The following is a 25,730-nucleotide window of genomic DNA, read 5'->3' as shown; positions in this document are numbered from 1 at the left end:
TATATTAAGTAAACTGATTTTGATTAATACTTAAATTAATTAAAAATGTAAAAAAGTTTAATTTTTTATAAAAATGTTGTAGAGATAAATTAATCATATGAAAAAAGCATTAATTTTTGGTGTAACAGGACAAGATGGTTATTATCTATCCAAACTTCTTATAAAAAAAGGCTATTTTGTTCATGGAGTTAGAAGACGAAACTCGATAGTCGAAAATTTAAGAATTGATGAAATTTTTTTTGATAAAACAAAAAATTGTGATCTGCACTATGGAGATGTTACTGACTCTATATCTACTCTCAATTTAATAAAGAAAATTAAACCTAATGAGATTTATAATTTAGCCGCACAAAGTCATGTTGGTATAAGTTTTGATTTACCTGAGTATACTTCAAATGTTGATGGTATTGGTACCTTAAACATTTTAGAGGCCATTAAAAATGTAAATAAGAAAATAAAATTTTATCAAGCTTCTACATCTGAATTATTTGGTGGAGTATCTAAAATACAAAATGAAAAAACACCATTTTATCCAAAAAGTCCTTATGGCGTAGCAAAACTTTATAGTTATTGGATAACTAAATGCTACAGGGAATCATACAAAATGTTTTGTGTTAATGGAATATTATTTAATCATGAAAGTAAATTTAGAGGTGAAAATTTTATTACAAGAAAAGTATCAAAAGCTGTAGCAAATATTGTTTGTAACAAAAATACAGTACTGGAAGTGGGTAATTTGAAATCAAAAAGAGATTGGGGTCATGCCGAGGACTATGTAGAGGCAATGTGGAAAATGCTTCAATTAAAAAATCCAGTAGATTTAGTTGTTTCAACTGGAAAAAGTATATCAATTAAAAGGTTAATAGAGTTATCTTTTAATATTGTTGGAATAAAGATTATTTGGAAAGGTAAAAATGAAAACGAGTATGGTATTGATAAAAAAACTAAAAGAAAGATTGTAAAAATCAATAAAAAATTTTTTAGACCCAATGAAGTTGATAATCTTAAAGGAGATAACAGATTATCAAAAAAAATAATTAATTTTAGACCAAAAAAAAATATACAAGATATTATGTCTGAAATGATTGAAAATGATATAAAATTAATTAAAAATTAAAGTTGAAAAAGATAAATTTTATTGTTTCATCTAAAGATAGATTCCACTCACTAGAATTAGCTTCTGAATTAAATAAAAAAAATTGTTTAAAAAAATTAATTACAACATACCCTAAAAATTTTATAGAAAAAAATTATTATATTCCTAAAGAAAAAATAATTTCTTTAACTTATTTGTTAATAGTAAGAAAAACTATAAATATTCTTCCACTAAAATATCGAAGAATATTCATTGGTTTTCTTAATGAAATTTATGATTTAATTGTTTCTTTTATTATTCCAAAGAATTTTAATGTTTTTATAGGTTGGTCATCAGTATCACTAAAAACTCTTAAAAAAATTAAGAATAAAAATAAACTTACTTTTATAGAAAAAGGATCAATTCATATTAAAGACCAAAATGAAATTATGCAAAAAGAGTACAAGAAATATAACATAAATTATCCTAAAATATTGAGCTCAAGCATAAAGAGAGAGGAAGAAGAATATAAATTAGTTGATAAAATTACCATTACTTCCAATTTTGTTAAAAAAACTTTTAATAAACGTAATATTAAAAATAAATTTTTTTTAAACCCCGTTGGAGTAAATGCCAAAAACTTTAATTTTAATAAAAAAAAAATACAACTAAATAATTTTAATATTCTCTATGTGGGTGGAATCACAATTGGAAAAGGGTTGCCTTACTTAATTAATGCATTTAATGATTTAAATTTAAAAAATTCAAAATTACATTTAGTAGGAAAATCTGAAAAATATATTAAAAATTTGGTAAATAGAATTAATAATCCGAATATTATTTTGCATGGTCATAAAAATATTAAAGAATTAAAGAAATTTTATCAATTTTCTAACATTTTCTGTCATCCTTCTCCTCAAGATGGAGGGCCACTTACTTTAATTCAATCAATGTTAAATGAAACACCAGCTATAATCACATTAAATACAATGTCAAAAGATGTAATAAAAAATGGTGTTGATGGTTTCATAATTAAACCATTCAGTACTAATGAAATAAAAAAAAAATTATTGTTTGCTTTTAAAAATAAAAAAAAAATTGCATTAATGGGTAAAAAAGCCAGACAAAAAGTTTTAGGTAAATTTACGTTTGAGGATTACGCAAAACGATATATTGATTATTCAAAAAAAATAATTTCAAAAAATTAATTCTTTGAAATCATTGCCACATTCCATGTCAGATATTTCAAAAAAGGAAATAATTTGATTAAGAAGTTATCAACTGCCTCTAATGGATAATATATTTTTTCCCAACTCTTATGTTCTTTAATAATATCTTTCCAGTATCTTACCTTATTTGGATTTTTTCTTTGTATGATAAACATGTAAAGAAAGATGAATAAAGTGGTTATCCAAAAAAATTTTAATTCTGTTTTTCTGAAGTTTGATTGAATTATTTTAATATCAATATTTTTTAGAGGAACTTCATCTTTTGTCCTAACTTTATATGCTATCTTTCTGTAGACATTAATTATTGGGTTATAATAATAAGGATCCCAACTAACAAAAATACCATCTTTTTTTAGAAATTTTTTTATTCTTAGAATAGTCTCTTCAATATTCACATGATGGAGTAAATTTCCACAATAAATTATGTCAAATTTTATGTCTTCACTTATGTTAATTTCTTCAGCTGACGATTGAAATGTTTCTAAATTTACATTAAATTTTTTTGCCAATTCATTTGTAGCTTTCAACATTTTTATTGATAAATCTGTTGAATACACCTCTGCTTTTTTAAGTGCAAAATAAACACTTACTTCTCCAAGTCCACATCCAATATCAAGAACTTTTTTATTTTCCAAACTTCCCAATTTTTTAAAAATCCATCTTAATTCTGGAGATGTACATGCTTCGCAAGTAGCAACAGGATCAATTAATTCAACCTGTTCAGACGATGCCCACTCATCATGAAACTTTTGTTCTTCTTTTATTTTATTATTCATTTAAATTTATTTTATCTAAAAAAATATTAACACAGGAAATGAAATATTTATCATTTTTATTTTTTATTTCTTTAATTTCATTAAATTTATTATTTTCTCTCTGATAAAAATAAACATTTTTAATATCAAAAATACAATCTCCTAAATTTGGATATTCCCAACTTACTTTCACACTTTTATCTATAGGTTTAAATTTAATATTATTTATAAGTTTTTCTTTATCAAATTTTCTAACAACTTGGTCATTTATAGTTTTTGATAATATTTTTAAAAAATGATACTTAAAACTTTCAAATCTTATTTTTTTTGGCATTTTTATTCTGTAAAATCTTTTCAATTATTTCCAATACATAATCTTTTGTAAGCGGCCATCTCTTTTGATGTGAATTTAAAAAAAACGTTTTTTGCTCTTTGAAGTTTTGCCTTCATAAATCTCATTGATATTGAAATTTCTGGGTAACTACCATACATACATCCATCACACTTACTAACAATTGATTTTACCTCATTTCTGAAATTTCTATCTTTATAAATACTTGGAAAATTATCATTGTATGCAAAATATTCATTTGACAATCTATAATCACAACAAGGTGCAAATTCACCATTTGGCAATAAAGCAAAATATAAATTTGGCGAGTCGCAAATTTTTTGATTTTTATCTCTCCATGTTATTTCTTTACCAGATATAAATTTTTTTATATCATCTAAATATTGGTCACTATCATAAAGCAAATAACCATTATTTCTCATTTCTCTTATTTCATCAATCAATTTAGTAGCTTTTTCAATTTCATGTTCGTTAAATTTTAAACTTTTATCAAATGTCCTAAATCCCCTTGGAACACTTTGCTCTGTAATATGAATGGGCACCAATGAAGTATGCCATGAAATTTTGCTACCAAACTCTATAACATCTTTTATATCATCAAGATTATTTTTAGACATCACACATCCTAATGATGCAAAACTGTTTTTTTTTGGTAAATACTTACTAAAGTTAACTATAGAGTCTATTGCTCTATCCCAAGATTTTTTAAAGCCACCATTAATTTTATCTTGTATCAATCCATTTAAGCTGTCTAAAGAAATCGAAATATCTTTTCCTCCCGATTCAACTACTTTTGCTATTTGTTCCTCAGATGCTAAACCATTTGTTTGCATCCTTACATGAATACCTCTCATTTCAAACTCTCTTATTATTTCAGGAAGATCTTTTCTCGCAAATGGCTCTCCCCCAGTTAGCAGGACAATTGCCACCTTGATTTTTGAAAAATTATCAGCAATTTTTTTTATTTTATCTATTGAAATTTCCTCTACATCAGCATTTGCATAAATTATATTGCATTGTTCACATGTCAAATTACATCTGGCTGTTATATAATATTGAACATATACTGGCGAATTCTGAATTAATGCACCTTTAGTTAAAGATATAAGAGAATTTTTTGAAAACATTTAATCTAAGTTTATTTTTGTTTTAATTAAAAATCTTGGTCTTTTTTTCACCTGATTAAATATTTTACTCAAATAAATTCCAATTAAACCAATTAAGAATATCTGAATACTACAAAAAAATATTATAACTAAAATTATAGATGCTAAGCCTGGTACAAAAATATCTGTAAATATTTTAATAAATAATACTATTAGACCTGATAAAAAACTAAATAAAGCCATAAATACACCTATTAAAAAAGTCAATTCTAAAGGTTTAGATGAAAATTGTATTAAGCCATTTAATGCTAAGTTTATCATTTTTTTGTTAGTAAATTTTGTTTCACCAGATATCCTTTTTGGCCTATCGTAAAATACTTTTTCACTTTTAAAACCTGTCCAAGATATCATGCCTCTCAAAAAAATTTCTTTTTCTTTTAATTCTAAAATCTTAATTAATACTTTTTTTGTAATTAATCTGAAATCGCCAACATTTTCCAACTTACTTTCAGAGCTTAAGTAGTTAAAGAATTTATAAAAAATTTTTGCTGAATTTTTTTTAAAAAACATATCAGAAGTCCTTTTTTCTCTAATTGCATAGACTACTTCGGCATCTGTATTTTCTATTTTTTTCAACATATCAATAATTAAACTTGGAGGATCTTGCATATCTCCATCCATTGAAATTATAAAATCTCCTTTTGCAAACTCATATCCAGCAAGTATTGCTGATTGGTGTCCAAAATTTCTAGTGAAAGATAATACTTTGACGAAATCATTTTTTTCAGCAATTGAATTAAGTATATTTAATGTATCGTCATCAGATCCATCATCTATAAAAATTAATTCAAAATTGTATTTTGAGATAAGTTCTTTCCTTATAATACTCAACTCATTAAATGTTATCTTTAGAGAGCTTTCTTCATTTAATAACGGTACTATAATTGAAACGAATTTTTTCATAGTTTACTCTTAAAATAATTATTTCAAAATACAACTATAGTTAACAATAAAATCCTCAATTTTTTTGGAGCAATTGTCATCAAATAAGTCTGAATTTATAAAATCATTTTGATCTTTTTCTTTAGAATATCTGCCCCTGTCGATATAAATATAATTTTTATTATTAATAGTATTAATAGCTACTTTAAATTTATTATGTTCTTTTGATTTATCATAATAATTTGGTATGTCATTCACTATATTTGAATGTAAAAATTCATTATCAAAATATAAAGATAAATCTAAATTATCAATAATAATAATAGTATCTTCATTTTTGATATCATTAACAAAATGAATTGTATGATCATAACCTTTCAAGTAGTTACCTTGAACATAATTTTTATAATCTGAGTTTACTTGAAAATAAATTATTAAAACTGATGGTAAAAATACATAAGTTATTAAAAAATTTATTTTTAAATTGCTCAAATTTTTATAATTAAAAATAAAATAAATTAATAAAGGAAAAAAAATAATTAAACTTTTATTTAAAGTATTTGAAAAAAAATTATTTGTTGTAATTGAAATATCTTTTGTAAAAAAAACTGTAAAAAAGAAGATAATAAATAAGGATGTTAATTCTTTTATATTGAATTCAAATTGGAAATTTTCAAACTTCCTTAGAACAATAATTAATAAAGGCAATAAACATTCGTTTAAATATCTTGGAAATAACGCTCCATTTAATAAAGAAATAATAACATAAATTGAAAAAAAAATTATAATTACTAGGTTAGAAAAATTACGAAATACATTTTTAAATAAATTAAAATTAAATATTAAAAAATAACACAATCCAACACCTACCCATAGAAATAAACCTTTTAAAAAATATAAATTACCAATTAGCAAATTTCCTAGACTAGAATTTTGATGAGATGAAAATAAATTTACTAAATTAAATGGTGCATCATAAATATTTAAATAAAAAATATAAGAAATTAAAAAGATAGAGATTGAAAATATTAATATAATTATGGAATAAAAAATCTTCCTTTTTAGTATGATAGAGGACAAAAAAATGCTTATGCAAAAAAACAATGCTGATATTTCTTTAGTCCAAAAATAGAAAAATATAGTTAATCCAATATAAAAAAAATCTCTTAATTTTATATGTTGTTTATCTAATAAATATAATAAAATTACTGGAAATATATATCCAAGTGACATACCGGGATCACTTGAATTAAATGAATGAAAAATAGTTGGGATAAATAACCAAACTAATACAGCTAAATAATCAAATTTTTCTCTAAAAAAGTTTAAATACCAAAATAAAAATACAACTAAAATAATGAAATTCAATATTTTAACATTCAAAAAATAATTATTAGAGAAATGATTTAATATAGTTAAAAGATGACTGTATAAAGTTGTATGAATATGTAAAAAATATCTCGTATCATCTCCAACAAAATTTATAAATAATTCACCATTCTTACTCAAATATTTTGATAAAACTGCATGAATTACTGTATTTCCTGAGATAAAATCAAAAAAATTAAAACTTTGTAAAAAAATAAAAACTAATAAAAATATAATAAAAATTATTTTTTTTTTGTTATTTAAGTTTATAGTCATAGAGTGTTTGCTTTTATCAGACAGAAAATAAATTTTGTTTTTTTTTTTATATCTATATTTTTAATTACAATTATATCATTAAATAATATCAAGAAATATCATATTGTATCATACGACGTACCTGCATTTTATTTAAAAAAAGGTAATAAAAAGTATCACACGAATGGCTTGAATAATTATAATTTTAAATTTTCGTCTCTTAATATTTTTAAAGAAGAATTAGAATTAAATATTGAAAACTCGATCAGACATATTCACTTCACGTCTAACCATGAAATAAGTTGGCTCATAAATAAAGAAAAGTTATTTGAAATACAGAAAGAATTAACACCCGAAAAACTTTTAAAAATTTCTAAGAAAATATTTATTAGTGGTGAAAATCAAAAAAATTACTTAAAATATTTAATTTTTCTTGATCAAATGAAACCAGCTCAACAATATGAGATTTTGTATGACGATACCTCAAAAGACTTTTACATTACTCTTGATAACAAGAAAATTTTTAACCTTCAAAAAAATATCATAAAATTAAATCAAAGTATTTCTGATCCTGAAATTAAAAATCTTTTAAAAAAAAAAAAATTTAAAAAAATTATTAATCAGCAAAGTAAAAATATAAATAAAATTAAAGAAAATATTATTAATAATCAATTTGATAATTTACTGACTTTAAAGGATATGAATATTTCACAAATTAATTTTATTCCTAGAGATATCTATAAAACTTCTAAAAGATATTTGAAAAACAATACCTATTACTATAACACACAAAAATTTGATGAAAAAAATGTCTTATTTGTTGATAAAAATAAAATTTTAAATCTAAAAATAAATGATTGTGAAAAGTATATACATGACAATGGTATTAAATTGGATTGTGTATATTTTCCATTTAAAATTTCTAATGATATTTTAAATTTCAATTTTTTTTAAAAGAAATTTTCTTAGAAATATTATGATTAATATAATAATCACATATTCAAAACCTGACAAAATTAAACTATCTTTAAAAATTAGAGATTTAAAAACAAATAATTGAAAAGCAAAATATAAAGTTTTGGGGAAATCATAGGTAAATTTATTAATTAAAAAAAAAGTAAATCCCAAAAATATTGAGTGGAAAAAAAATAAATTATTTTGAAATAAATAAGATTCAGCAATTATTCCTGGTGCAGCAGTAGTTGCGTATGGCGGTACAAGAGGTATCAATTTCAAGTCTAACATCATAGACCATTCATTATTAAAAAAAATTTTTTCTCCAATCAAAAAACTGGGTAAAAAAGATTTAAAAAATTCAAAATAACTTAATTTATCTAAATTTTGATTCAAATAATATATTGTAGTTATTTCTGTCAAAGTGCTTAAGCGTCCATAGATATTATTTATTAAACCAATGTAATTTAAAATTATTATTTCATAATCAAAAATATGTTGAAAAGATAAATTACCGCTTCTAATTTTAGTGAATAGTTCCCAAAGAATTGGTGAAAATATTGTCACTAAAAACAACATTTTGTATTTTTTTTTAAAATAAAAATATGATATTATAATAAAAATCATATACATCAGTTCTAATCGAGAAAATCTAAGAAAAACAATAATTGAAAATATTAATATTATTGTAATAATTAATTTTTTATCTCTAAATTTTTCAAGATTAAAAACATAAAAAGGTATCAGTAGGAAAAGGCAGGAGTAAATTTTTTTTAAAACTTGTCCAAAAAATTGAATCTTAAGAAAATACGTATTAAAATAATCATCTAATATTGTCAAAAATAAATAAGTTAATACAAAAATAAAAATAAATTTATTAATTTTCTCAAAAATATTATATTTAATTTTTAATTTTGTGACATCCTCTAACTTAAAAAAGTTAAACAATAATAAACAGCTAATAAAAATAGAGCATAAAATAAATATATTAATAAAAACTAAAAACTTAAAATTTAAATCAAAATTATAGTAAAAATTATCAATACCAGAATTAAAGAAATTTGGGAACAATGTATAATAAAATACAAATATTGTTGTAATGTAAAAATATAAAGATGAATATTTGATGTAAGAATTCTTACAAAAAAAAATACTTGCTAATAAAAATACTGAAGAAATAATTAGCAAAGTTATTGAATTATATATAACTAAAAAAAAGATTAATGCTAAGTTTGTAAAAAATATGATAGAAAAATATGTTTTTTTGTAAAAATTTTGTATCATTATTTTTTAATTATAACAGTGATGTAAATAAATTAAATTTGAAACATGAGCTAATTGTATATAATTACTTTCTTTATGAAATTTAATAAAAATTTAGATATAGATGAAGTTGTAAAAAGTATAAAAAAAAACACTTTTTTTTCAGAACAAAGAGTATTATCCAAAGAGGACCTTAGAGATATTCATAAAGAGTTAGATTTATGGAATCTTAACTTAAACAAAAATCAAATCAATCCAACTAAGACTTTTAATGGCTGGTATCATTCAATGGCAATGGCTAGATCAAAAAAAGTGTATGAAATATTAGCATCTGATTTTATTTTAAATACTTGTGAAAAGTATTTTAAAAAGAGTTTTAGGCTTAAAGCTCACAGAGTTTACTCTGTTACATCTGGTGCGCGAATGCCATGGCATTCTGACGATAAATCATCTGATAAAAAACACGATTATGAAGGATTAATTTTTATTTTTTACTTAAAAGATGTTAGCAAAGGACAATTTCAAATAATTAAAGATAGTGAAAACTTCAGTAAAAAATTTCCTGATGCCAAAATTGAAGAGAGAATAATTGACAAAAATTACAAAGATCAAATTATAGATTTCATAATGCCAGAAGGCAGTATGGTAATATACAATGACAAAGCAATACATAGAGCGAAACCATATTTTGATCCTTTTTGGTATAGAACTTCTCTATTTATCCAAGTAGATACAAATATAGACAATGGTGAAAAAACAATTATCAATCCATCATTTGTAAAAAATATAGATCAAAAGAAATTAGATTATTTTGGATTTGGCAAAAATTCTGATTTACCTCATGAGCCTGTTATATCTGGTTATCATACATTGGATTATAAAGACCTTTTTAAAATTATATTTAATTCTGTGCTAAGTATATTAATCCTTAAACCTTACTACTTGCTGCGTAGATCTTTTATATTGAAAAATATAATTAAGAAGTTGTTTCGATAAATTTAATGAAAAATTTTGTTATTATCTCAAATTCTGATCCACAGTATATTTTTTTTAAAAATAAATTAGAAAAAATCGGTTTCAAAAATTATTTTATTATAAATAATAAAATAAAGAAAAGATTTTTTTTTAATTTTAAATTGTCAATTAAAAATCAAAAATTTTTCTATTTTTTAAAATATTATTTGCTTAAATTTTTTTTTTTAAAAAAATATACAAACTTATATTTAAAAAAAAAAAAAGAGTTTTTTGATTTTTTTAGAAAAAATAATAATTATTATAAAACTCATAACTTGTCACATATCAAGAAGTTTAAAAATAAAACTTTAATTGTTTTTGGAAGTCCATTTTTAAATCAACACTCAATTAGAAATTTTAAAAAATGCTATAATGTACATATGGGGGACCTACCTAAATATTCTGGTTTAAAATCTTTTGAAAGAATGTATTTAAAAGAAAAATATATAGGTTTTTCAATTCATGAGATTAATGAGCAAATAGACTCTGGAGCAATTAATCTAAAAAAAAAAATTAAAATAAATAACAAATTAAGTCCATTCGTGAACTATATAAACCTCTACCTATATAGTTTTGATGTCATTGAAAAAATTATAAAAAATAAGATCAAATTAAGACCTAAAAAAAAAAATTATCAAAATAAGTACTATGGTTTTCAGTTTACTGAGCTTGAGTACAAAAAATTTTTAAAAAAATTTAAAGATTAATTTTATCAATTAATCTATTTAAAGCATTGGTAGTTGATAAATTAAGATCTAATATTCTTTGGTATCCATTTGATTTTACCTCATTAAGTTTGTCTAAATTTTTCTTCCAATAGATAATTTTTTCTAATAGATCCTCTTCATTTTGAAAATAATCTGCCTCGATTTTTTCTCTCAAAATTTTCTTTTGATATTTGGTATCTTCTGATAATAAAAAACCCCCATAAGCAGGTATTTCAATTGTTTTGAGATTGAAAAAATCTTGGGTAAAATCTCTCATAAAATTTAAACATATTGAGTTTGAAATTATTTTTTTATACTCAGTTCCGAATACTGGTCTATCTTCAATAATTAGGTTTTTATTTGTATTTATATAATTATTCCACCCACTTCCATAAACATTTATACAAATATTATTTTCAGCTAAATATTTACAATATTTGAGTCTTTTACTATCCATTTTTCCAATAAATAATACTTTTATATTTTTAGTATAATTTTCATCTACAATTTTTTTTTTTTCCAATTCAATAAAAGGTAAGCTTAAATATGTTTTTGGTGCGAGTTTTTTTACTTTACTATTAATTTTTCTATTTCTAAAGAAAGTGTAATAAATATCAGCAAGATTTAATATTTTTAAAAAATAAAATGATTTATTTTGGTTTACAAACATATTATCTTCACACCATATTATTGTTTTAATTTTTTTTTTTTTTATTTTCCTCATTAAAGAAAAGCTAATAAAAGAAGGTTTATTAAATAAAATTAGCTCTACTGGATATTTATTTATAAAATTTTCAATTTTTTTATTAACATTATTAGGGTCAAAGAATATACCAAGTTTCTCAAAAATTATTTTAAAATAATGATAAACATTTTTTTTTCTTTTGGAGTCTATAACATAATGTTTTTCCCTATAAAATTCTTTAACGTTATTATTGCTTATTTTTTTAAAACTATTTTTTAAAGCTGAAAATTTATTAGCAGCAGAACTACTTACATATAATCTGAATTCTTTTTGTTCAATAAGATACTCAGGATCTGAGATTCTGTTTGATAATTTCAAAAAAATTATTTTAAATAATGACTTTAGCTCTCCATGAATAATAGCAAATTGCTCTATACAAAAAATTAAAAACAACTTAAGTAACGAATTTCTGTTTGAAACAAAAATTAATTTTTGTTTAAGAGAAATTAAAGGTAGAAAAATTGAAATTATATAAAATATTTTTAAAATGTTTTTAACTAAAGTTTTAGTAAATAAACTAATTATTCCCAAATTATAATAATAAAAATTTAACTGTATAGTTCCATAACCTCTGATATATCTATTATAGTAAAAATCCTTAAATTTTTCTGGTATAAAATGTTTTATTTGCAAACTTGAACTAAAATTTCCGTATGGTTGTATTTCTCTAATCATATCTGCTAATATAAAATCTTCACCAGCTTTAAAATCATTTCCTCTAATTACTGGTATTCCACCAGATTCTAAATATATTTTTTTTTTGACGACAAATCCCTCTGTAAAAGAAATAAAATTTGAATTAATCAATCTAAAAATGTGATCATCTGATCTTAATCTATATTTATTTTGTAAATCAACATATGAGCCAAAAAATGAATTGTTATTTGCAACTGTATTCAGGGTACTTAGTACTTTAATTGCTTTATTGTTTTTTAGTATTTTCTCTAAATTTTCAATAAAATTTTCTTCAAGTATATTATCTGCATTAATTATACATATATAATCACCATTAGATAATTTTACTCCATCATTACAAGCTTTTGCTAAACCACGTCTATATTCTTTTTTGTCAACTATCAATTTTGAAAATTTTTTTTTAAATTCATAAATTATTTTTGTCGTATTGTCTGTGCTGTCATCAACAATAATTAGTTCAAAATTTTCTTTATTTTTTAACTGGATATAAATATTTTCTAATGTTCTTTTAATATCGTTTTCCTCATTAAAAGATGGGATAATAATACTTACTAAAATCTCATTCATAGATTTTATAGACATTGCAGGCTCTATATCCGTCATTCATTGTATCTATAGAAAGATGACTTCCAGTAATAGAGAACCTAGGATGTAAATCACATCTTAAATTTGTATTATCAAATTCAGGTAATGATCTAAGTTTTTTCAAAGTTTTTTTAATATTATTTTGAATATTGTAATAAAATAACGTTCCAGTGTTTCCATTATCATCATCTGGATAAGTGTCAGAAATAAAACCATCACTAAATCTATTATTAAAAGTCATATGACCATCTTCAAAATTGATATCATTTTCAATCATAATTCTTTCACCATTCACAACGTTAATTATTCTATATCCGTCACCAGTAATCTTTTTTGAAATTAACGAATTATCTTTAATAAAAAATTTGTAAAAGTATTTAAAAAATTTAAATAATAATTGAAACATTACGTGCTTCCTTAATTTTCCAATTTTAGATCCGAAACTTCCGTAGAAAATTAATTGTTCATTACTTTTCCATATAAAATGAGATATTCTTCCACTGTCTATTAATAAACGAAGTTCTTTTGTATTGATATCATACATAAACAATCTGGCATAAATTCCACCATCAAGGATTTTAAATCTGTGTAAAAAAACAAACTTAGTCCCATCAGGACAAAACATTAAATGTTCCAGATAATGAATGGTATTTTTTAATTCCTGTACTGGAAATTTTTTTAATAAATTTTTTATATCAATAATTTTTTCTTTTTTTTTATCTTTAATATTACACAATGAAATCCCATCATCTGAATCTAAATTTTTTTTTTTTTCATTTATTATTGCATCATAACTATAACCTCTCCTAAACCAGTAATTTCTCTCAAAATCATTAGTAATTGAATTTAGTCCATTGTTTGAAACAGAATAAATGGGGAAAGGTAAGATTTCAATTTTCATTGTTTCAATATCATATATTTTAGAAACATACTCTCCATCCATATAATCATTGAATATTATTTTTGTATTAAAGTCTGGTCCCAACCACTGTAATCGACACCCTTGTTGAAAATTTATTGTGCTAGTTGTAGTTAAAAATTTTTTTTTATTTTTTTCAATATCGAAGCAATAAATTTCATACTTTTTTTTTGCGGTTGGTAAAATGCCAATATCATCTATTTTAATTGTCAAAATTTTTTTGTTATCTTTTGACATTTGAGAAACATCATAGTAGCCAAAAAAATGATTTTCATTTTTGGGTGTAGAAAAAACTTTTTCGATTCTCATAAGTCTTAATCAATTATATTTTTGATTGCCACGTTAAAATTAAATTTTTCATCGAGAATTTTTATAGATTTAGTTGAAAAAATCTTTCTATAAATTTTATTTTTATTCAACAAAAAAATTTTTTTTCTTAATTCAATCACATTCTTTACAATAAAACCATTATAGTTATTTACTATTAGGTCTCCAGCAGTGCCTATTTTATCTGAGAGAATTATCGGGATTTTATAATTCATTATTTCATTAACAATCTTTGGAGAAGCATCAAAATTTGACATTAAACAAAAAACATCAGTTTTATTCAAAACCTTATTCATGTCTTTTTGATACAAAAAATCAAAAAAATAAGCATTAACTTTGTACAATCTTGCAAGTCTAATAAGATTTGCTTTTTCAGGTCCATTACCAACTACCAATAAATTAAAGTTAGTATTTTTTAATGCCATAATAATTTTATCAACATTTTTTCTTTTTGTTAGCCTACAAGCTGTCAAAATATTAAAATTCTTACTAATTTTTTTTTTTAATTTAAAATCTAATTTATTTTTATTGATAGATGAAAAGTATCTAATTTTTTTATTATCAACTAAGCAAGGATAAAAAAATAATTTATCTTTATGACAATATCTCTTTAATGAATCCTTATTTCTATTACATGAAAAAAAAACTCTGTTTACAAAATAAAAATATATTTTTAAAAAAAAAAACTTAATAAATCTCTTGAAAAAACTTTGTTTTTTCATCAATGTCTCACCTCTCCAGTAAATTTTTTTTCTTAGTAAAATTGAAGTAATATAAGCGATTAAAGATGTGAAAGTATCATATCCAAAAATAAAAACTATGTCAGGATTAAATTTATAAATTTCTTTTGCAACATAAAGATTTGATCTTGAAAAAAAACCAACTTTTTTTTTTTTATTGAAATAATTATCTAAAAATTTGAAATTATAGCCTTTAAAAACTTCAGGATTTCTTTTTATATAAGTTTTATACTCTGCACTATAGTATCCTTGAAATAGATCTTTTTCACCAAATAAAACTTTGAGTTCGCACACTTTTGATAAGTTTCTAAATACTGGTGCATGATAAGTTGATGCATTACTACAAGTTATTAAAATCTTTTTCATCAATTAAAAATTTAAATTTGCCTGCTATAGTTTTTATTGGTTTATTAGTTTTTTTAAATTTAATATTTTTTATTTTATCATTAAAATAATTATTAATATTTTGTATCGCTTCTAACTCATCAAGATTACCAAAATAAATTATATATAAAAATTTATTTTTAATAAAAAATTGAACAGAATATAAACTATGAAATTTTTTAAATATATGATCAAGGACAATTAATGAATAGTGATGTTTTTTTGTATTAGATATAAATTCAAATGTTTCCCTTCGTTTTCCGATTAAATTTTCTAAAGTATAGATTGTTTCTTCATATATTTTCTCATCTTCATTTCCCAAGTAATCATCTGGAAAATATTTAATTAAAGGGAATGGCTTGTAACTTAGATCTGTTAAGCAAAGCGAATTTTTATAATTTTGTATAAGAAAATCTGACCAAATTAATCTAATTTTTTTAAAATCCATTTCGCTATATCCTATCACACCAGTCTCGGCCATGCCAAATTCAGAAATTATTTTTCCTTTTGGAAAAACATCTTTAAGATTATTTTCACATTCAACAGATAGATTTTCTGAAGTAAAAATTAAATTTATATCTTTATTGTAGCAAAATTTTTTTTCTTTGAGGTAATTTGCTAAAATTGATAATGATGACCCATAAGATAAGATTACCTTAAATTTTTTTTTTTTTATAATTGATTGAATATAATCTAAATTTTTTTCACTTAAATTATATGCAGATACTCTATAACGATTATGATAAGAATCTTTCAAATTATTTAATATATTTCTAAATATTTTTTGGATGTAATTGCCACTAAATTTATGTGAGTGCCCCCATATATATAAAGTTTTGTCCGTAACATCTAAATTATGCCAAGATCTACAAATTTTTGTATTTATGTAATTATTTCTGGAATTGATATATGAAGTTGGAAATTTTGTAATTTCTCCACTGGTCCCACCTGAGTAGGTAAATTTAAAATTATTTAGATCTTTAACAATTAGATCTAAATTCTTATTTATAATATCTTTTGTAAGATAAGGAAAATTTTTAAAATCATTTAAACTCTCAAAACTATTAGGTATTTTATTGTTTATTTTTATATTTCTATAAAATTCTAAATTATTATAACAATAAGACCAGATATAATTTAATTTATATAACTGTATTTCCTTTTTTTTAATATCATCATCAATTTCGAGAATGACCTTTTTTTTATAAATATCCTTTTCAATAGATGGATATTTAATCTTTTGTAATATGCTCATTTAATTTTTCAAAGTAGTTATACCAAATTAACTTTTTGAGTTTAATTTCAACTGATGACCAATCAATCATAAGGTTATTTTTATATTTTAAATTATTAAAGGTGTTTATCAAACTTTTGATATCAACATCTGTATAATTAAAACAATTGAGATTATCAAAATCCTCATTAGGGAATGATTCTTTTGTTAATATTACTGGTGTTTTTGAATTTAATGCCTCAAAACAGCTAATTCTAAAATCAGCCATATCCACACATACAAAATAATCATATTGATTTATTATTTCTGTTTTATTTCTTTCTTCTAAAAATCCTTTTAATTTTATTCTATCGTCGAGATTTAATATATTTATAAGTCTTTTTAGGTGAGATGAATATTCACCAACTCCATAGATATCAAGATTTATTTTTTTATTAGATTTTTTAATTGCTCTTATTACCTTAGAAATTCTTTTGTTAATATCTATTCTGCTTACAATAACCAAATTGATGTTTTTATTATCATCTTTTTTGTAATTTGTTTCCAATTTGTTTATTTTTTGAATTGCTCCTCTAATTGAAATTGCAGGTTTATTATATAATGCTTGTTTTTCCTGTGCTGAAAAAGATGATAAGACAAAAACTTTTTGTGCCTTTCTAATAGATAAATATGAAAAAAAAAATCTTAGAGTTATAAGAATTTTATTTAAAACAGTTATTCTTTTTTTTAACTTTTTAAAAATTCTTATATTCCTCAATAATTGTTTATTTTTTATAAAGGCCTTTTTCAATTTTTTCAAATTATTGAATGCAAATTTGTCTGTTTCATTAAATGATAAAAGACTAGGTTGATGTATATGTAAAAAATAAGAAAAAACGCCCACAATTGATGCTAAATAAATATCAATATGTCCAGACGAGCAAATTATTTTATGAGGTTTAATTTTTTTTATTTGAAAAACTAAGTCAATAATATTTTTTATTTTTACAACTTTATAAGATTTATTTAGAATTTTATTTTCATATGTAAAAATTATAGGATAAAAACCTATATTTTCAAAATATTCATATTCTCTAATTAATAAATTCTCAGCACCACCAATATTATTTAAAGATTTATAAAATAAAACAATGGCTTTATCTTTTTTTAAAAAATTCATTGCAAGCTTTTGATACTCTTTTTATTTGATTATTTGTTAAATCAAATCCTGAAGGAATATAAAGTCCATGATCATATAGATATTTTGAATTAGGACATTTCTGTTTTTTTCCTTTTATATATTTTAAGTCATTAAGTGGCTTAAAAAGCTTTCTGCTATCTATATTTTTTTTATTCAAAAATCTTATTAGATCATCTGATTTCTTGTTTTTCATAACAAACGCGATCATCCACCAGACATTTTGAACATGGTTATCTATTTTTTGAAATTCTATTGATTTTTTATCTAAATACTTTTTGTACAAAATTACATTTTTTTTCATTTTTAATATATTTTTTTTTGCATTGATTGCTTGAGAGTATGCAACAGCAGCTTGGAGATCTGTCATTCTAAAATTAAAACCTATATCTTCATGATCAAATCTTTTTAAATTTTTATCGCCAAAATATAAATTTTTATACTTTTCTATAATCTTATGAAAATTTTTATTTCTTGTGATAACCATTCCACCTTCACCTGATGTAATTGTTTTATTTGCGTAAAATGAAAAAGTACCCAAATCACCAAGTGTTCCTACGTATTTTTTTTTGAATTTGGCAAATGGTGCTTCAGCACAATCTTCAATAATTTTTATTTTATTTGAAATTTTTTTTTTTAAATCAGGAATATTTAAAACATTTCCAAAGATGTGAACAACTATAATTGCTTTTGTTTTTTTTGAAATTTTAGATAATATTTCATCTAAACTTGGTAACCAAGTTTCTTTTTTAACATCTACAATAATAGGTTTTGCACCAAATTTTAGAATTGTATTCAAACAAGAGACTATAGTAAATGCAGGTACTATAACTTCATCACCTTTTTTTAAATTAATTGCTTTAAGTGCACATTCCAATGCACTTGTGCCACTGCTTACTAATGATACATAATCAGTTTTAAATTCTCTTTTAATAAAATTTTCAAGTTTTTTTGAAAATGGACCATTAGATGAAATCCAATTATTTCTTAAAGCTTTTAGTGCAAATTTTTTATCAAGTGGACCGAATTTTCTTGAAAAAACACTAATTCTTTTCATAAATTTTATCTTTCAGTGGTTTATGTGGACCTTGTTTAATTTCAATTATTTTGGTTCTCTTTAAAATTTTAAATGACATTGCGCCATAAAAAACAAGTATGCAATCTCCAGTATTTAGAATTATTGATTTTATTGGTCTTTTACTTTTTATATTCTCAAATATATTTATAGAAATTTTTCCACTTTTAATAAACATAAATTTTGATATGGAATTAATTTTTTTTGGTTCTTTAAAATGCTCATGTTTTTTTATAACTTCATCTTTAGGTCTAAGCATAGTAGCAAGTTGAAAATCTATTTGATTTTTTGTGTAAAATTTTAAATTATCATATTTATGATTGTTCAGTATTGCTATTGCAAAAATTTTATCATCTTTTTTAATAATGATAGGAGATTTTAATCTGGACATATATTTTTAATTAGCATAGTTCTAAATAATTACTAGATATAATATATTAAATATTAATAACTATTAATTTTTTAAAATGATCTCTCGGGTTTTACATTTTTTAAAAAATCTAACAAATTGTATTAATTCGGTTGGATTAAAAAACACAATTAAAATTTTTTTTAAAGTAAAAAATTCTCGAAGAGGCATAACTCAAATCACTCTGAATGATTATGAATTTTTAATACGCAATAAGATAGACATAGGAGCAAGTTATAATTTTTACAAAAAACAATTTATTATTAAAAATGAACTTGAAAACCCTGTAGAATATATAATAGATGCTGGAGCAAACATAGGTCAACAAACAATAAGGTTTATCAATTCTTATAAAAGTCTAAAAAAAATTATAGCAGTGGAATTGGATTCTAAAACATTTGAATATTTAAAAAAGAATACAAAAAACTTAAAAAAAATAAGCTTAGTAAATAAAGCACTATCAAATTCAAACATGGAAAGATTTTATTTACCATCCAATAATAGTGAGATGAGTAAAATCACTAATGAAAAAAATGGGCAAAAAATTGAATCCATCACCATAAATGAAATTATTAAAAAATATGATCTTCCAAGAATAGATCTTCTTAAACTAAATATAGAGGGAGAAGAGCCCAAGCTTTTTGACGATGATATTAGCTGGTTATCTATTACTAATTGTATTGCATTTAATAATGCTAACTTAAGTTGCTTTAGTCAAGAAATGCTAAAAAAGATTTTTGCATATGGAAATTATAAAGTTTTTAATTTGGGTCAGTTCATTGTACTGATTAAATCAGATTTAAGTTGGACGGCAAAATACGAATATTCAGATTTTAAATCGTTTAGGTATTAAAATTAAAAATACTTACAATAAGTTTATTTAAAAAAGGCATATTTTTTTCCCACTTATTGTCATACTTTATTTTGTCATTTCTAAATTTCATCTCATTACCACTTATGGCATGATTAAATTTTGATCTAAAGTTTTTAATTTCATGAGAGTTTATTTTTTTTAATTCTAAGTTTTTTAAAATATTATTAACTACTTTAGTTGGTGTCTTAGCTAATTCTTCATATGAAATTTCAATAAATTTTTTAGAATAAATTTTACATACTGATCTAATTATATAATTTTCGATTAGATATTTTATTGATAGTCTTATTATTTTATAAAGATTATTCTGATTTTTCTTTGACATACTATAAACAAATGCTTGTGGTTTTTTTTTTATATGAATTGGATAAACTTCAAATTTGTTTGAACATAAGAAATAATAAAGCCTATACGGATCTTTTGACGAATCAACAATCATTTTTTTTGAAGGCGATATATTTGAATAAATTTTCCTAAATAATATTAAGTTCTGATTAATATAAAAATTTGTATTAATTTTTTTTTTAAAAAAAATTTTATAAAGAAAAAAAAATCTTAAAACTTTTCCACTTCCTGATTTTTTTCTAAAATAATTTACTTCACTTAAATTAATCCTCCCACTTTTCAAAACTTTTTGCCAAAACTTGCACAATGAAATTTTTCTTTTACATCCACAAATACCATTTTTTTTTAGTTCATTTGGTAATTCTTGCAACTCCCCTACCGTAAATATATTTTTGTGAAGATTTAGCAACATCTGAAGTAATGTAGAACCAGACCTTCCATTGGAAGCAATATAAATTACTTTTAATTTACTCATTAACCATTATTTACTTTAATTAAATTTTTATTTTCAATTTTAAAAATCTGATTACAAAGTTTGAGGTTTTGCTCTCTGTGCGAAATTATAATAATTGTAATTCCTTTGTTGCTCATTTTTTCAATTGACTTGAAAAGTTTTGACTCGGTTTCATAGTCTAATGCACTTGTTGCTTCATCAAAAACTAAAAAATTTCTATTATGATAAATTGCTCTTGCTATAATCAATCTTTGTTTCTGACCTCCTGAAACCTTTGATCCTCTCTCACCAATTACACTGTATATTTTTTCCGGAAGTTGATTTACAAAATCTAAGGATTCGGATAGCCTTAAACTTTCATTTAATCTTTTTTTATCATGATCTGAATAATCATATTTTCCAAGTGTTATATTATTCAGGATAGTATCATCTAATATATCTAGGTTTTGTGACACGTAACAAAAATTTTTTAAAACACTCTCATTTTCATTAAGCTTAATACCATCAACATAAATATTTCCTTTTTGAGGATATTTAAAACCCATGACAATGTCTGCTAATGTACTTTTGCCAGTCCCAGTTTTGCCAATGATTCCAATACAATCTGATTTTTTAATTTTTAAATTCACATTTTCTAAAATAAAGTTTTTAGAATTTTTATATTTGTAAAATAAATTTTTAAATTCTATAGAGTAATTAATTTCTAAATATTTTTTTTTCTCTTCTTTGCCAAGATTAATTTGATTATAAACTACATCACAGACTGGTGAGTTATAACGAATTTGCATAAAGCTTGTTATTACTTTGTTAAAAGATGGTATCAACCTAAATGTTGCAACAGCATAAAGTGAGGAAATTGAAATTATTTCCATTGTTGACTTATTTTTTATAGTTAAGATAACTAAAAAAATTGATAAACCTAGAACTGCTAAAAACTCTATCCAAATTCTTGGGGACCTGCCGATAAGCATTTCTTTAAAAGCTACAGTTGTAAATTTTTTTACCTGTTTAGAGTAGAGTTCAACAAAAAATTTTTGAATGAATAATAGTTTTATTTCTTTAAATAGCATAAATCCATGATTTAAATTCTTCAATCTTTTAGACTCAGCCTCTTGTCGTTTTTTTCCTAAATGGAAAACATATTTTCTCGATAAGATAAATAACAATGAGCTGGTTGATCCCAAGAAAATAAAAATACTTAAAAATCCTGCTGGTTCATATACAAAAAGAACTATGCATATTCCTACTATTATCATTAAATCAATTAAAAATTCTAATGAGTGGTTAATAAAACCTATAGAAAATCTTTCAGTTTCACTCGTAACATTTCTTATCAATTCTGAACTATTATTTTGATAAAAAAAATTAATATTTTGATTTAAATAAATATCAAAAATTTTAGATGAAAGGTTAGATATTAAATCATATATAAATCTACCTTTAAACCAATAAAAAAATTGAACAAACAAGCTTTTAAATAAAAATATTAATGAAAAAACTGAAACAGCATACAATATTAATTGTTCTGATTTAATTAATTCTATTTCAAAATATTTTTTAATAATTGAAAAAAAATAATTATCTGAATTTGTTTCTGTTATGAAGTTTATTAATGGAATTATCATAGATAAACTCAATACCTCTAAGCATAAATTTAAAATTGTTAAAAAAAATAATATAATTAACAAATTTCTTTCATTTGAATTTAATATGCTTAAAGCCTTCTTAAATCTATTAATCATTGATTTTATAGTAATCTTTGAACCAAATTAAAAAAGATTTCATACCATTGTTCAAATTAATTTTTGGTTTGAATGAAATAATTTTTTGGGTTTTTTTACTATCATTTAATGTGAGTTTATTATCTGCTTTAACTTTAGGTTTTTTTAACACTTTAAATTTTGATGTGTAATTTTTACTTATAATATTTATCAATTCAGAAATTTTATAATTTTCATCAATACCTACATTAAATACTTCATTGAACTTTTTTTTAGTTTTAAAATTATTAAAAAGTCTATAAATTATTGATATTGCATCATCAATATATGTAAAAGATCTTTTTATATTTCCATTACCATTTAAAAATATTTTTTTATTTTTTAAAATATCAAGACAAAATCTATAATATGCCATGTCTTCTCTTCCATAGGGACCATAAATAGAAAAAAATCTCAAACCAATTGAATTAATTCCATATTCTCTATAATATAAATTTGCAGTTTTTTCATTTAATTGTTTTGATAGTGCATAATTTGAATTTAGGTTATCTGCTGAATATTTTTCATTAAATCCTTTTTTTAACTCTCCGTAGACAGAACTTGAAGACGCATAATATAAATTTTTTATGTTATTATATCTCAAGAACTCTAAAATGTTGTTAAATGAAATTATATTACTCTTTATACACTGATTTACATGCGTCATTGACTTTCTTACACCAGGTTGAGCTGCTAAATGAAAAACATAGTTAATATTTGAAATTTTTTTTTTACAAATATTTTTTTTTGAAAGGTCTAGGTTTAAAAATTTGTATGTTTTAGATTTTTTTAAAATTTTATTTCTATTAATTTGAATTTTTTTACTTTTTGAATTTAAAAAATCTATTCCTATAACATTATAACCTTTATTTAAAAAGAATTTAGATAAATGAAATCCAATAAAACCTGCAGAACCTGTAATTAAAATTTTCATTTTTTTACCAAATAATTACAAAAGAAAAATAAAAAGATAGTTAATATAATACACAAAAAATAATTTATTGAAAAAAACTTTATAATTAAAACTGGAAAAAAACAAATTGATAAATAAAAAAAGTTTGCATTAAAAGTTCCAAATTTTTTATATAAATTATGATGAAAATGATTTTTATCCTTCAGTAGGATTTTTCCATGAGTATATAGTCGAATAATAAAAAGCCTCAACATATCGATAGTCGGTATAAGAAAGATAATAATGTAATTTTCAAACGGAAAATTCCCATCAAATTCAACGTTATAATTTAAGCATATATATAAACACAAAATTGTAACCAAACTATTTCCCGAGCTTCCTAAGAAAAAATAGTTTTTAGAATTAAAAATAATCATAATAACTAGCGGAAGAATAATCAGTAGTAAGTAATTATCTAATATATATTTATTCGATAATAATATTAAAGATATAAATACAAATATTGAAAAAAGTTTCAATAAACAATTTATTCCATCAACTAAATTTAATGCATTCTGCAGTAGAATGATTATTAAAGACATTAAAATTAAAAATAGAAATCCAAGATTTATTTTTTTATCTAAAGAAATTAAGTAAATTTCTTCGAAAAAGAAGGTTGGATGAGTAATTAAAAAAAAAATAATTACTGAAAATAACAATAAGAATATTCGAGTAATTGCAAATAAATTATTTCTATCGTCAAAAAAACCAATTAAAAAAAAAATATTAGAAATAAATACTAGTCCTACAAATTCTCTTAGGTAAAGGTTATTTGCTAAATACTCAAAATAAAAAAAAGATAATACAGGAAAAATTAGAATTATGCCACCAGTTAAAGGAACAGTCTTTTTATGCACAGAAGTTTTTTTGGGTTTGTCATTTATCAAAAAAAAATTTGCAATTTTTTTTGAATTTATGATTAAATAAAAAACAATAACTATGTTTATAAAAGATAAAAATATAATATTCATTCAGATAAAGTTTCCAAAATTGTTTATTAATTAATATATATATAAAAAAAATATTAAATAAGTAATTTAACATAATTAAAAATATATTAACAATTTTATGAAAAAAATTTTAATTACCGGTATATCTGGTTATATTGGTCAATGTTTAAATTTATATTTAAGTAAAAAGTATAAAATAGTTGGAATTGATAAAAAAAAAATAAAATTAAAAAATTTTTATCTTTGCGATCTCTTAAATAAGAAAAAATTAAAAAAAATTTTTGAAAAAGAAAAGCCTGATATTGTAATACATTTGGCTGCTTTAGCTGTTATTGACGAAACAAAAAAATATTCAGACTTTTATAATAATAATTTCCTCGTTACAAAAAATATAATTGAGATGATGAAAATTACTAAAACTAAAAAAATTATTTTTGCAAGTACAGCTGCTATTTTTAAAAAAAAAAAGGGCAATATAAGAGAAAATGATATTAAAAAACCAATCTCAAATTATGCAAAAACGAAATTTTTGTGTGAAAAAATTTTAAATAAAAGTGGACTTGATGTACTTTCATTTAGATTTTTTAATGTTTGCTCAAGTATGTATAAGTTTGGTTGTGGAGAAATACACAAACCTGAAACACATTTAATACCAAGCGTAGTATATAAAGCTTTAAATAATCAAGATGTTCATATTTTTGGGCAAGATTTTAATACAAAAGATGGAACAGCAGTTAGAGATTATTTTCATGTTTTAGATTTATGTGAAGCATTAAAAAAAGGAGTATCTTATATATATGGAATTAAAGGTTTTCATACATTTAATATAGGGTCAGGAAGAAGTACAACTGTATTAGAAATAATTAGTTTTATAAAAAAAAATTATAATAAAAATCTTAAAATTATTAAAATTAAAAGAAGATCTGGTGATGTTGATAGATTGGTTTGTAATATTAATAATGCAAAGAAAAAATTGAAATGGAAACCAAAATTTTCTCATATGAAAAAAATTATATCTGATGAAGTAAATTGGGTTAAATTTTTAAATAAAAAAGGAATCAAAAGAATTTTTAAAAAATAAACT

Annotated in this window: 24 protein-coding genes; 7 read left to right on the top strand and 17 right to left on the bottom strand. The window is 22.1% G+C overall.

The features are described 5' to 3' along the window. Nucleotides 1–97: 97 nt before the first annotated feature. Nucleotides 98–1,117 carry a GDP-mannose 4,6-dehydratase gene (gene gmd, locus AMN99_RS01205; RefSeq protein WP_075506034.1) on the top strand — a complete coding sequence of 340 codons (1,020 nt, stop codon included), beginning with the start codon at nucleotides 98–100 and terminating at the stop codon, nucleotides 1,115–1,117. A gap of 2 nt (nucleotides 1,118–1,119) precedes the next feature. Beyond that, a complete protein-coding gene (locus tag AMN99_RS01200) occupies nucleotides 1,120–2,283 on the top strand; it encodes a glycosyltransferase family 4 protein (protein WP_075506033.1) in 1,164 nt (387 codons plus the stop codon). Here AMN99_RS01200 and AMN99_RS01195 read toward each other — a convergent pair. The 5 genes from AMN99_RS01195 to AMN99_RS01175 are packed head-to-tail and all read right to left on the bottom strand — an operon-like array spanning nucleotide 2,280 to nucleotide 7,103. Then, nucleotides 2,280–3,080, bottom strand: coding sequence for a class I SAM-dependent methyltransferase (locus AMN99_RS01195; RefSeq protein WP_075506032.1), 801 nt, complete (start codon nucleotides 3,078–3,080; stop codon nucleotides 2,280–2,282). The genes AMN99_RS01200 and AMN99_RS01195 overlap by 4 nt on opposite strands. Continuing rightward, nucleotides 3,073–3,393 carry a hypothetical protein gene (locus AMN99_RS01190; protein WP_143323903.1) on the bottom strand — a complete coding sequence of 107 codons (321 nt, stop codon included), beginning with the start codon at nucleotides 3,391–3,393 and terminating at the stop codon, nucleotides 3,073–3,075. Before AMN99_RS01190 ends, AMN99_RS01195 begins: the two co-directional genes overlap by 8 nt. Before the next feature lie 20 nt (nucleotides 3,394–3,413). Continuing rightward, the gene (locus AMN99_RS01185) at nucleotides 3,414–4,538 is read right to left on the bottom strand and encodes a radical SAM protein (protein WP_075506030.1); all 1,125 of its coding nucleotides are present in this window, start codon (nucleotides 4,536–4,538) and stop codon (nucleotides 3,414–3,416) included. Beyond that, on the bottom strand, nucleotides 4,539–5,480 hold the full coding sequence (locus AMN99_RS01180; RefSeq protein WP_075506029.1) for a glycosyltransferase family 2 protein: 942 nt from the start codon (nucleotides 5,478–5,480) through the stop codon (nucleotides 4,539–4,541). A gap of 18 nt (nucleotides 5,481–5,498) precedes the next feature. Then, nucleotides 5,499–7,103, bottom strand: coding sequence for a hypothetical protein (locus AMN99_RS01175; protein WP_075506028.1), 1,605 nt, complete (start codon nucleotides 7,101–7,103; stop codon nucleotides 5,499–5,501). A gap of 3 nt (nucleotides 7,104–7,106) precedes the next feature. On the opposite strand from AMN99_RS01175, the gene AMN99_RS01170 reads away from it, so the two are divergent. Further along, nucleotides 7,107–8,036 (top strand): hypothetical protein, encoded by a 930-nt coding sequence (locus AMN99_RS01170; protein WP_075506027.1) that lies wholly within the window; start codon nucleotides 7,107–7,109, stop codon nucleotides 8,034–8,036. Here the strand turns inward: AMN99_RS01170 and AMN99_RS05685 are convergent. Further along, the gene (locus AMN99_RS05685; protein ID WP_143323902.1) at nucleotides 8,016–8,615 is read right to left on the bottom strand and encodes a hypothetical protein; all 600 of its coding nucleotides are present in this window, start codon (nucleotides 8,613–8,615) and stop codon (nucleotides 8,016–8,018) included. The genes AMN99_RS01170 and AMN99_RS05685 overlap by 21 nt on opposite strands. Before the next feature lie 780 nt (nucleotides 8,616–9,395). On the opposite strand from AMN99_RS05685, the gene AMN99_RS01160 reads away from it, so the two are divergent. Both AMN99_RS01160 and AMN99_RS01155 read left to right on the top strand, forming a co-directional pair. Beyond that, nucleotides 9,396–10,295: a hypothetical protein gene (locus tag AMN99_RS01160; RefSeq protein WP_075506025.1), complete on the top strand. Its 900-nt coding sequence runs from the start codon at nucleotides 9,396–9,398 to the stop codon at nucleotides 10,293–10,295. A gap of 5 nt (nucleotides 10,296–10,300) precedes the next feature. Then, entirely contained in the window at nucleotides 10,301–11,020 is a 720-nt protein-coding gene (locus AMN99_RS01155; protein WP_075506024.1) for a formyltransferase family protein, read from the top strand. Here AMN99_RS01155 and AMN99_RS01150 read toward each other — a convergent pair. Genes AMN99_RS01150 through AMN99_RS01120 form a run of 7 tightly spaced genes read right to left on the bottom strand, consistent with a single transcriptional unit; the run spans nucleotide 11,010 to nucleotide 19,293 of the window. Continuing rightward, nucleotides 11,010–13,064, bottom strand: a complete 2,055-nt coding sequence (locus tag AMN99_RS01150) for a glycosyltransferase (RefSeq protein WP_082255131.1) — start codon at nucleotides 13,062–13,064, stop codon at nucleotides 11,010–11,012. The genes AMN99_RS01155 and AMN99_RS01150 overlap by 11 nt on opposite strands. Next, a complete protein-coding gene (locus AMN99_RS01145) occupies nucleotides 13,021–14,274 on the bottom strand; it encodes a hypothetical protein (RefSeq protein WP_075506022.1) in 1,254 nt (417 codons plus the stop codon). Before AMN99_RS01145 ends, AMN99_RS01150 begins: the two co-directional genes overlap by 44 nt. Before the next feature lie 5 nt (nucleotides 14,275–14,279). Further along, nucleotides 14,280–15,398 (bottom strand): glycosyltransferase, encoded by a 1,119-nt coding sequence (locus AMN99_RS01140; RefSeq protein ID WP_075506021.1) that lies wholly within the window; start codon nucleotides 15,396–15,398, stop codon nucleotides 14,280–14,282. Beyond that, entirely contained in the window at nucleotides 15,373–16,671 is a 1,299-nt protein-coding gene (locus tag AMN99_RS01135) for a hypothetical protein (protein WP_075506020.1), read from the bottom strand. Before AMN99_RS01135 ends, AMN99_RS01140 begins: the two co-directional genes overlap by 26 nt. After that, a complete protein-coding gene (locus AMN99_RS01130; RefSeq protein ID WP_075506019.1) occupies nucleotides 16,649–17,809 on the bottom strand; it encodes a glycosyltransferase in 1,161 nt (386 codons plus the stop codon). The genes AMN99_RS01135 and AMN99_RS01130 overlap by 23 nt, the downstream gene beginning before the upstream one ends. Beyond that, nucleotides 17,787–18,884, bottom strand: a complete 1,098-nt coding sequence (locus AMN99_RS01125; protein WP_075506018.1) for a DegT/DnrJ/EryC1/StrS family aminotransferase — start codon at nucleotides 18,882–18,884, stop codon at nucleotides 17,787–17,789. The genes AMN99_RS01130 and AMN99_RS01125 overlap by 23 nt, the downstream gene beginning before the upstream one ends. Beyond that, nucleotides 18,871–19,293, bottom strand: a complete 423-nt coding sequence (locus tag AMN99_RS01120; protein ID WP_075506017.1) for a hypothetical protein — start codon at nucleotides 19,291–19,293, stop codon at nucleotides 18,871–18,873. The genes AMN99_RS01125 and AMN99_RS01120 overlap by 14 nt, the downstream gene beginning before the upstream one ends. Before the next feature lie 76 nt (nucleotides 19,294–19,369). Here AMN99_RS01120 and AMN99_RS01115 point away from each other — a divergent pair, with 76 nt between their 5' ends. Continuing rightward, nucleotides 19,370–20,164 (top strand): FkbM family methyltransferase, encoded by a 795-nt coding sequence (locus AMN99_RS01115; protein ID WP_075506016.1) that lies wholly within the window; start codon nucleotides 19,370–19,372, stop codon nucleotides 20,162–20,164. On the opposite strand, the gene AMN99_RS01110 is transcribed toward AMN99_RS01115, so the two are convergent. The 4 genes from AMN99_RS01110 to AMN99_RS01095 are packed head-to-tail and all read right to left on the bottom strand — an operon-like array spanning nucleotide 20,154 to nucleotide 24,667. Next, nucleotides 20,154–21,005 carry a hypothetical protein gene (locus AMN99_RS01110; RefSeq protein ID WP_075506015.1) on the bottom strand — a complete coding sequence of 284 codons (852 nt, stop codon included), beginning with the start codon at nucleotides 21,003–21,005 and terminating at the stop codon, nucleotides 20,154–20,156. The genes AMN99_RS01115 and AMN99_RS01110 overlap by 11 nt on opposite strands. After that, a complete protein-coding gene (locus AMN99_RS01105; RefSeq protein WP_075506014.1) occupies nucleotides 21,005–22,726 on the bottom strand; it encodes an ABC transporter ATP-binding protein in 1,722 nt (573 codons plus the stop codon). The genes AMN99_RS01110 and AMN99_RS01105 overlap by 1 nt, the downstream gene beginning before the upstream one ends. Then, entirely contained in the window at nucleotides 22,719–23,678 is a 960-nt protein-coding gene (locus AMN99_RS01100) for an NAD-dependent epimerase/dehydratase family protein (protein ID WP_075506013.1), read from the bottom strand. The genes AMN99_RS01105 and AMN99_RS01100 overlap by 8 nt, the downstream gene beginning before the upstream one ends. Beyond that, nucleotides 23,675–24,667 (bottom strand): MraY family glycosyltransferase, encoded by a 993-nt coding sequence (locus AMN99_RS01095; protein ID WP_075506012.1) that lies wholly within the window; start codon nucleotides 24,665–24,667, stop codon nucleotides 23,675–23,677. Before AMN99_RS01095 ends, AMN99_RS01100 begins: the two co-directional genes overlap by 4 nt. Nucleotides 24,668–24,764: 97 nt before the next feature. Here AMN99_RS01095 and AMN99_RS01090 point away from each other — a divergent pair, with 97 nt between their 5' ends. Beyond that, entirely contained in the window at nucleotides 24,765–25,727 is a 963-nt protein-coding gene (locus AMN99_RS01090; RefSeq protein WP_075506011.1) for an NAD-dependent epimerase/dehydratase family protein, read from the top strand. Nucleotides 25,728–25,730: the final 3 nt, after the last annotated feature.

Origin of the sequence: Candidatus Pelagibacter communis (assembly GCF_001180225.1) — a bacterium.
Classification (GTDB): Bacteria; Pseudomonadota; Alphaproteobacteria; order Pelagibacterales; family Pelagibacteraceae; genus Pelagibacter; species Pelagibacter ubique_D.
This window is presented reverse-complemented; position numbering and strand designations above follow the sequence as displayed.

What these genes read in the sequence shown, in the direction of transcription:
- gmd (WP_075506034.1), top strand. Translation starts at nt 98, where the DNA reads ATGAAAAAAGCATTAATTTTTGGTGTAACAGGACAAGATGGTTATTAT.
- AMN99_RS01195 (WP_075506032.1), bottom strand. Translation starts at nt 3,080, where the DNA reads ATGAATAATAAAATAAAAGAAGAACAAAAGTTTCATGATGAGTGGGCA.
- AMN99_RS01190 (WP_143323903.1), bottom strand. Translation starts at nt 3,393, where the DNA reads ATGCCAAAAAAAATAAGATTTGAAAGTTTTAAGTATCATTTTTTAAAA.
- AMN99_RS01185 (WP_075506030.1), bottom strand. Translation starts at nt 4,538, where the DNA reads ATGTTTTCAAAAAATTCTCTTATATCTTTAACTAAAGGTGCATTAATT.
- AMN99_RS01180 (WP_075506029.1), bottom strand. Translation starts at nt 5,480, where the DNA reads ATGAAAAAATTCGTTTCAATTATAGTACCGTTATTAAATGAAGAAAGC.
- AMN99_RS01175 (WP_075506028.1), bottom strand. Translation starts at nt 7,103, where the DNA reads ATGACTATAAACTTAAATAACAAAAAAAAAATAATTTTTATTATATTT.
- AMN99_RS05685 (WP_143323902.1), bottom strand. Translation starts at nt 8,615, where the DNA reads ATGTTGTTTTTAGTGACAATATTTTCACCAATTCTTTGGGAACTATTC.
- AMN99_RS01160 (WP_075506025.1), top strand. Translation starts at nt 9,396, where the DNA reads ATGAAATTTAATAAAAATTTAGATATAGATGAAGTTGTAAAAAGTATA.
- AMN99_RS01155 (WP_075506024.1), top strand. Translation starts at nt 10,301, where the DNA reads ATGAAAAATTTTGTTATTATCTCAAATTCTGATCCACAGTATATTTTT.
- AMN99_RS01150 (WP_082255131.1), bottom strand. Translation starts at nt 13,064, where the DNA reads ATGACGGATATAGAGCCTGCAATGTCTATAAAATCTATGAATGAGATT.
- AMN99_RS01145 (WP_075506022.1), bottom strand. Translation starts at nt 14,274, where the DNA reads ATGAGAATCGAAAAAGTTTTTTCTACACCCAAAAATGAAAATCATTTT.
- AMN99_RS01140 (WP_075506021.1), bottom strand. Translation starts at nt 15,398, where the DNA reads ATGAAAAAGATTTTAATAACTTGTAGTAATGCATCAACTTATCATGCA.
- AMN99_RS01135 (WP_075506020.1), bottom strand. Translation starts at nt 16,671, where the DNA reads ATGAGCATATTACAAAAGATTAAATATCCATCTATTGAAAAGGATATT.
- AMN99_RS01130 (WP_075506019.1), bottom strand. Translation starts at nt 17,809, where the DNA reads ATGAATTTTTTAAAAAAAGATAAAGCCATTGTTTTATTTTATAAATCT.
- AMN99_RS01125 (WP_075506018.1), bottom strand. Translation starts at nt 18,884, where the DNA reads ATGAAAAGAATTAGTGTTTTTTCAAGAAAATTCGGTCCACTTGATAAA.
- AMN99_RS01120 (WP_075506017.1), bottom strand. Translation starts at nt 19,293, where the DNA reads ATGTCCAGATTAAAATCTCCTATCATTATTAAAAAAGATGATAAAATT.
- AMN99_RS01115 (WP_075506016.1), top strand. Translation starts at nt 19,370, where the DNA reads ATGATCTCTCGGGTTTTACATTTTTTAAAAAATCTAACAAATTGTATT.
- AMN99_RS01110 (WP_075506015.1), bottom strand. Translation starts at nt 21,005, where the DNA reads ATGAGTAAATTAAAAGTAATTTATATTGCTTCCAATGGAAGGTCTGGT.
- AMN99_RS01105 (WP_075506014.1), bottom strand. Translation starts at nt 22,726, where the DNA reads ATGATTAATAGATTTAAGAAGGCTTTAAGCATATTAAATTCAAATGAA.
- AMN99_RS01100 (WP_075506013.1), bottom strand. Translation starts at nt 23,678, where the DNA reads ATGAAAATTTTAATTACAGGTTCTGCAGGTTTTATTGGATTTCATTTA.
- AMN99_RS01095 (WP_075506012.1), bottom strand. Translation starts at nt 24,667, where the DNA reads ATGAATATTATATTTTTATCTTTTATAAACATAGTTATTGTTTTTTAT.
- AMN99_RS01090 (WP_075506011.1), top strand. Translation starts at nt 24,765, where the DNA reads ATGAAAAAAATTTTAATTACCGGTATATCTGGTTATATTGGTCAATGT.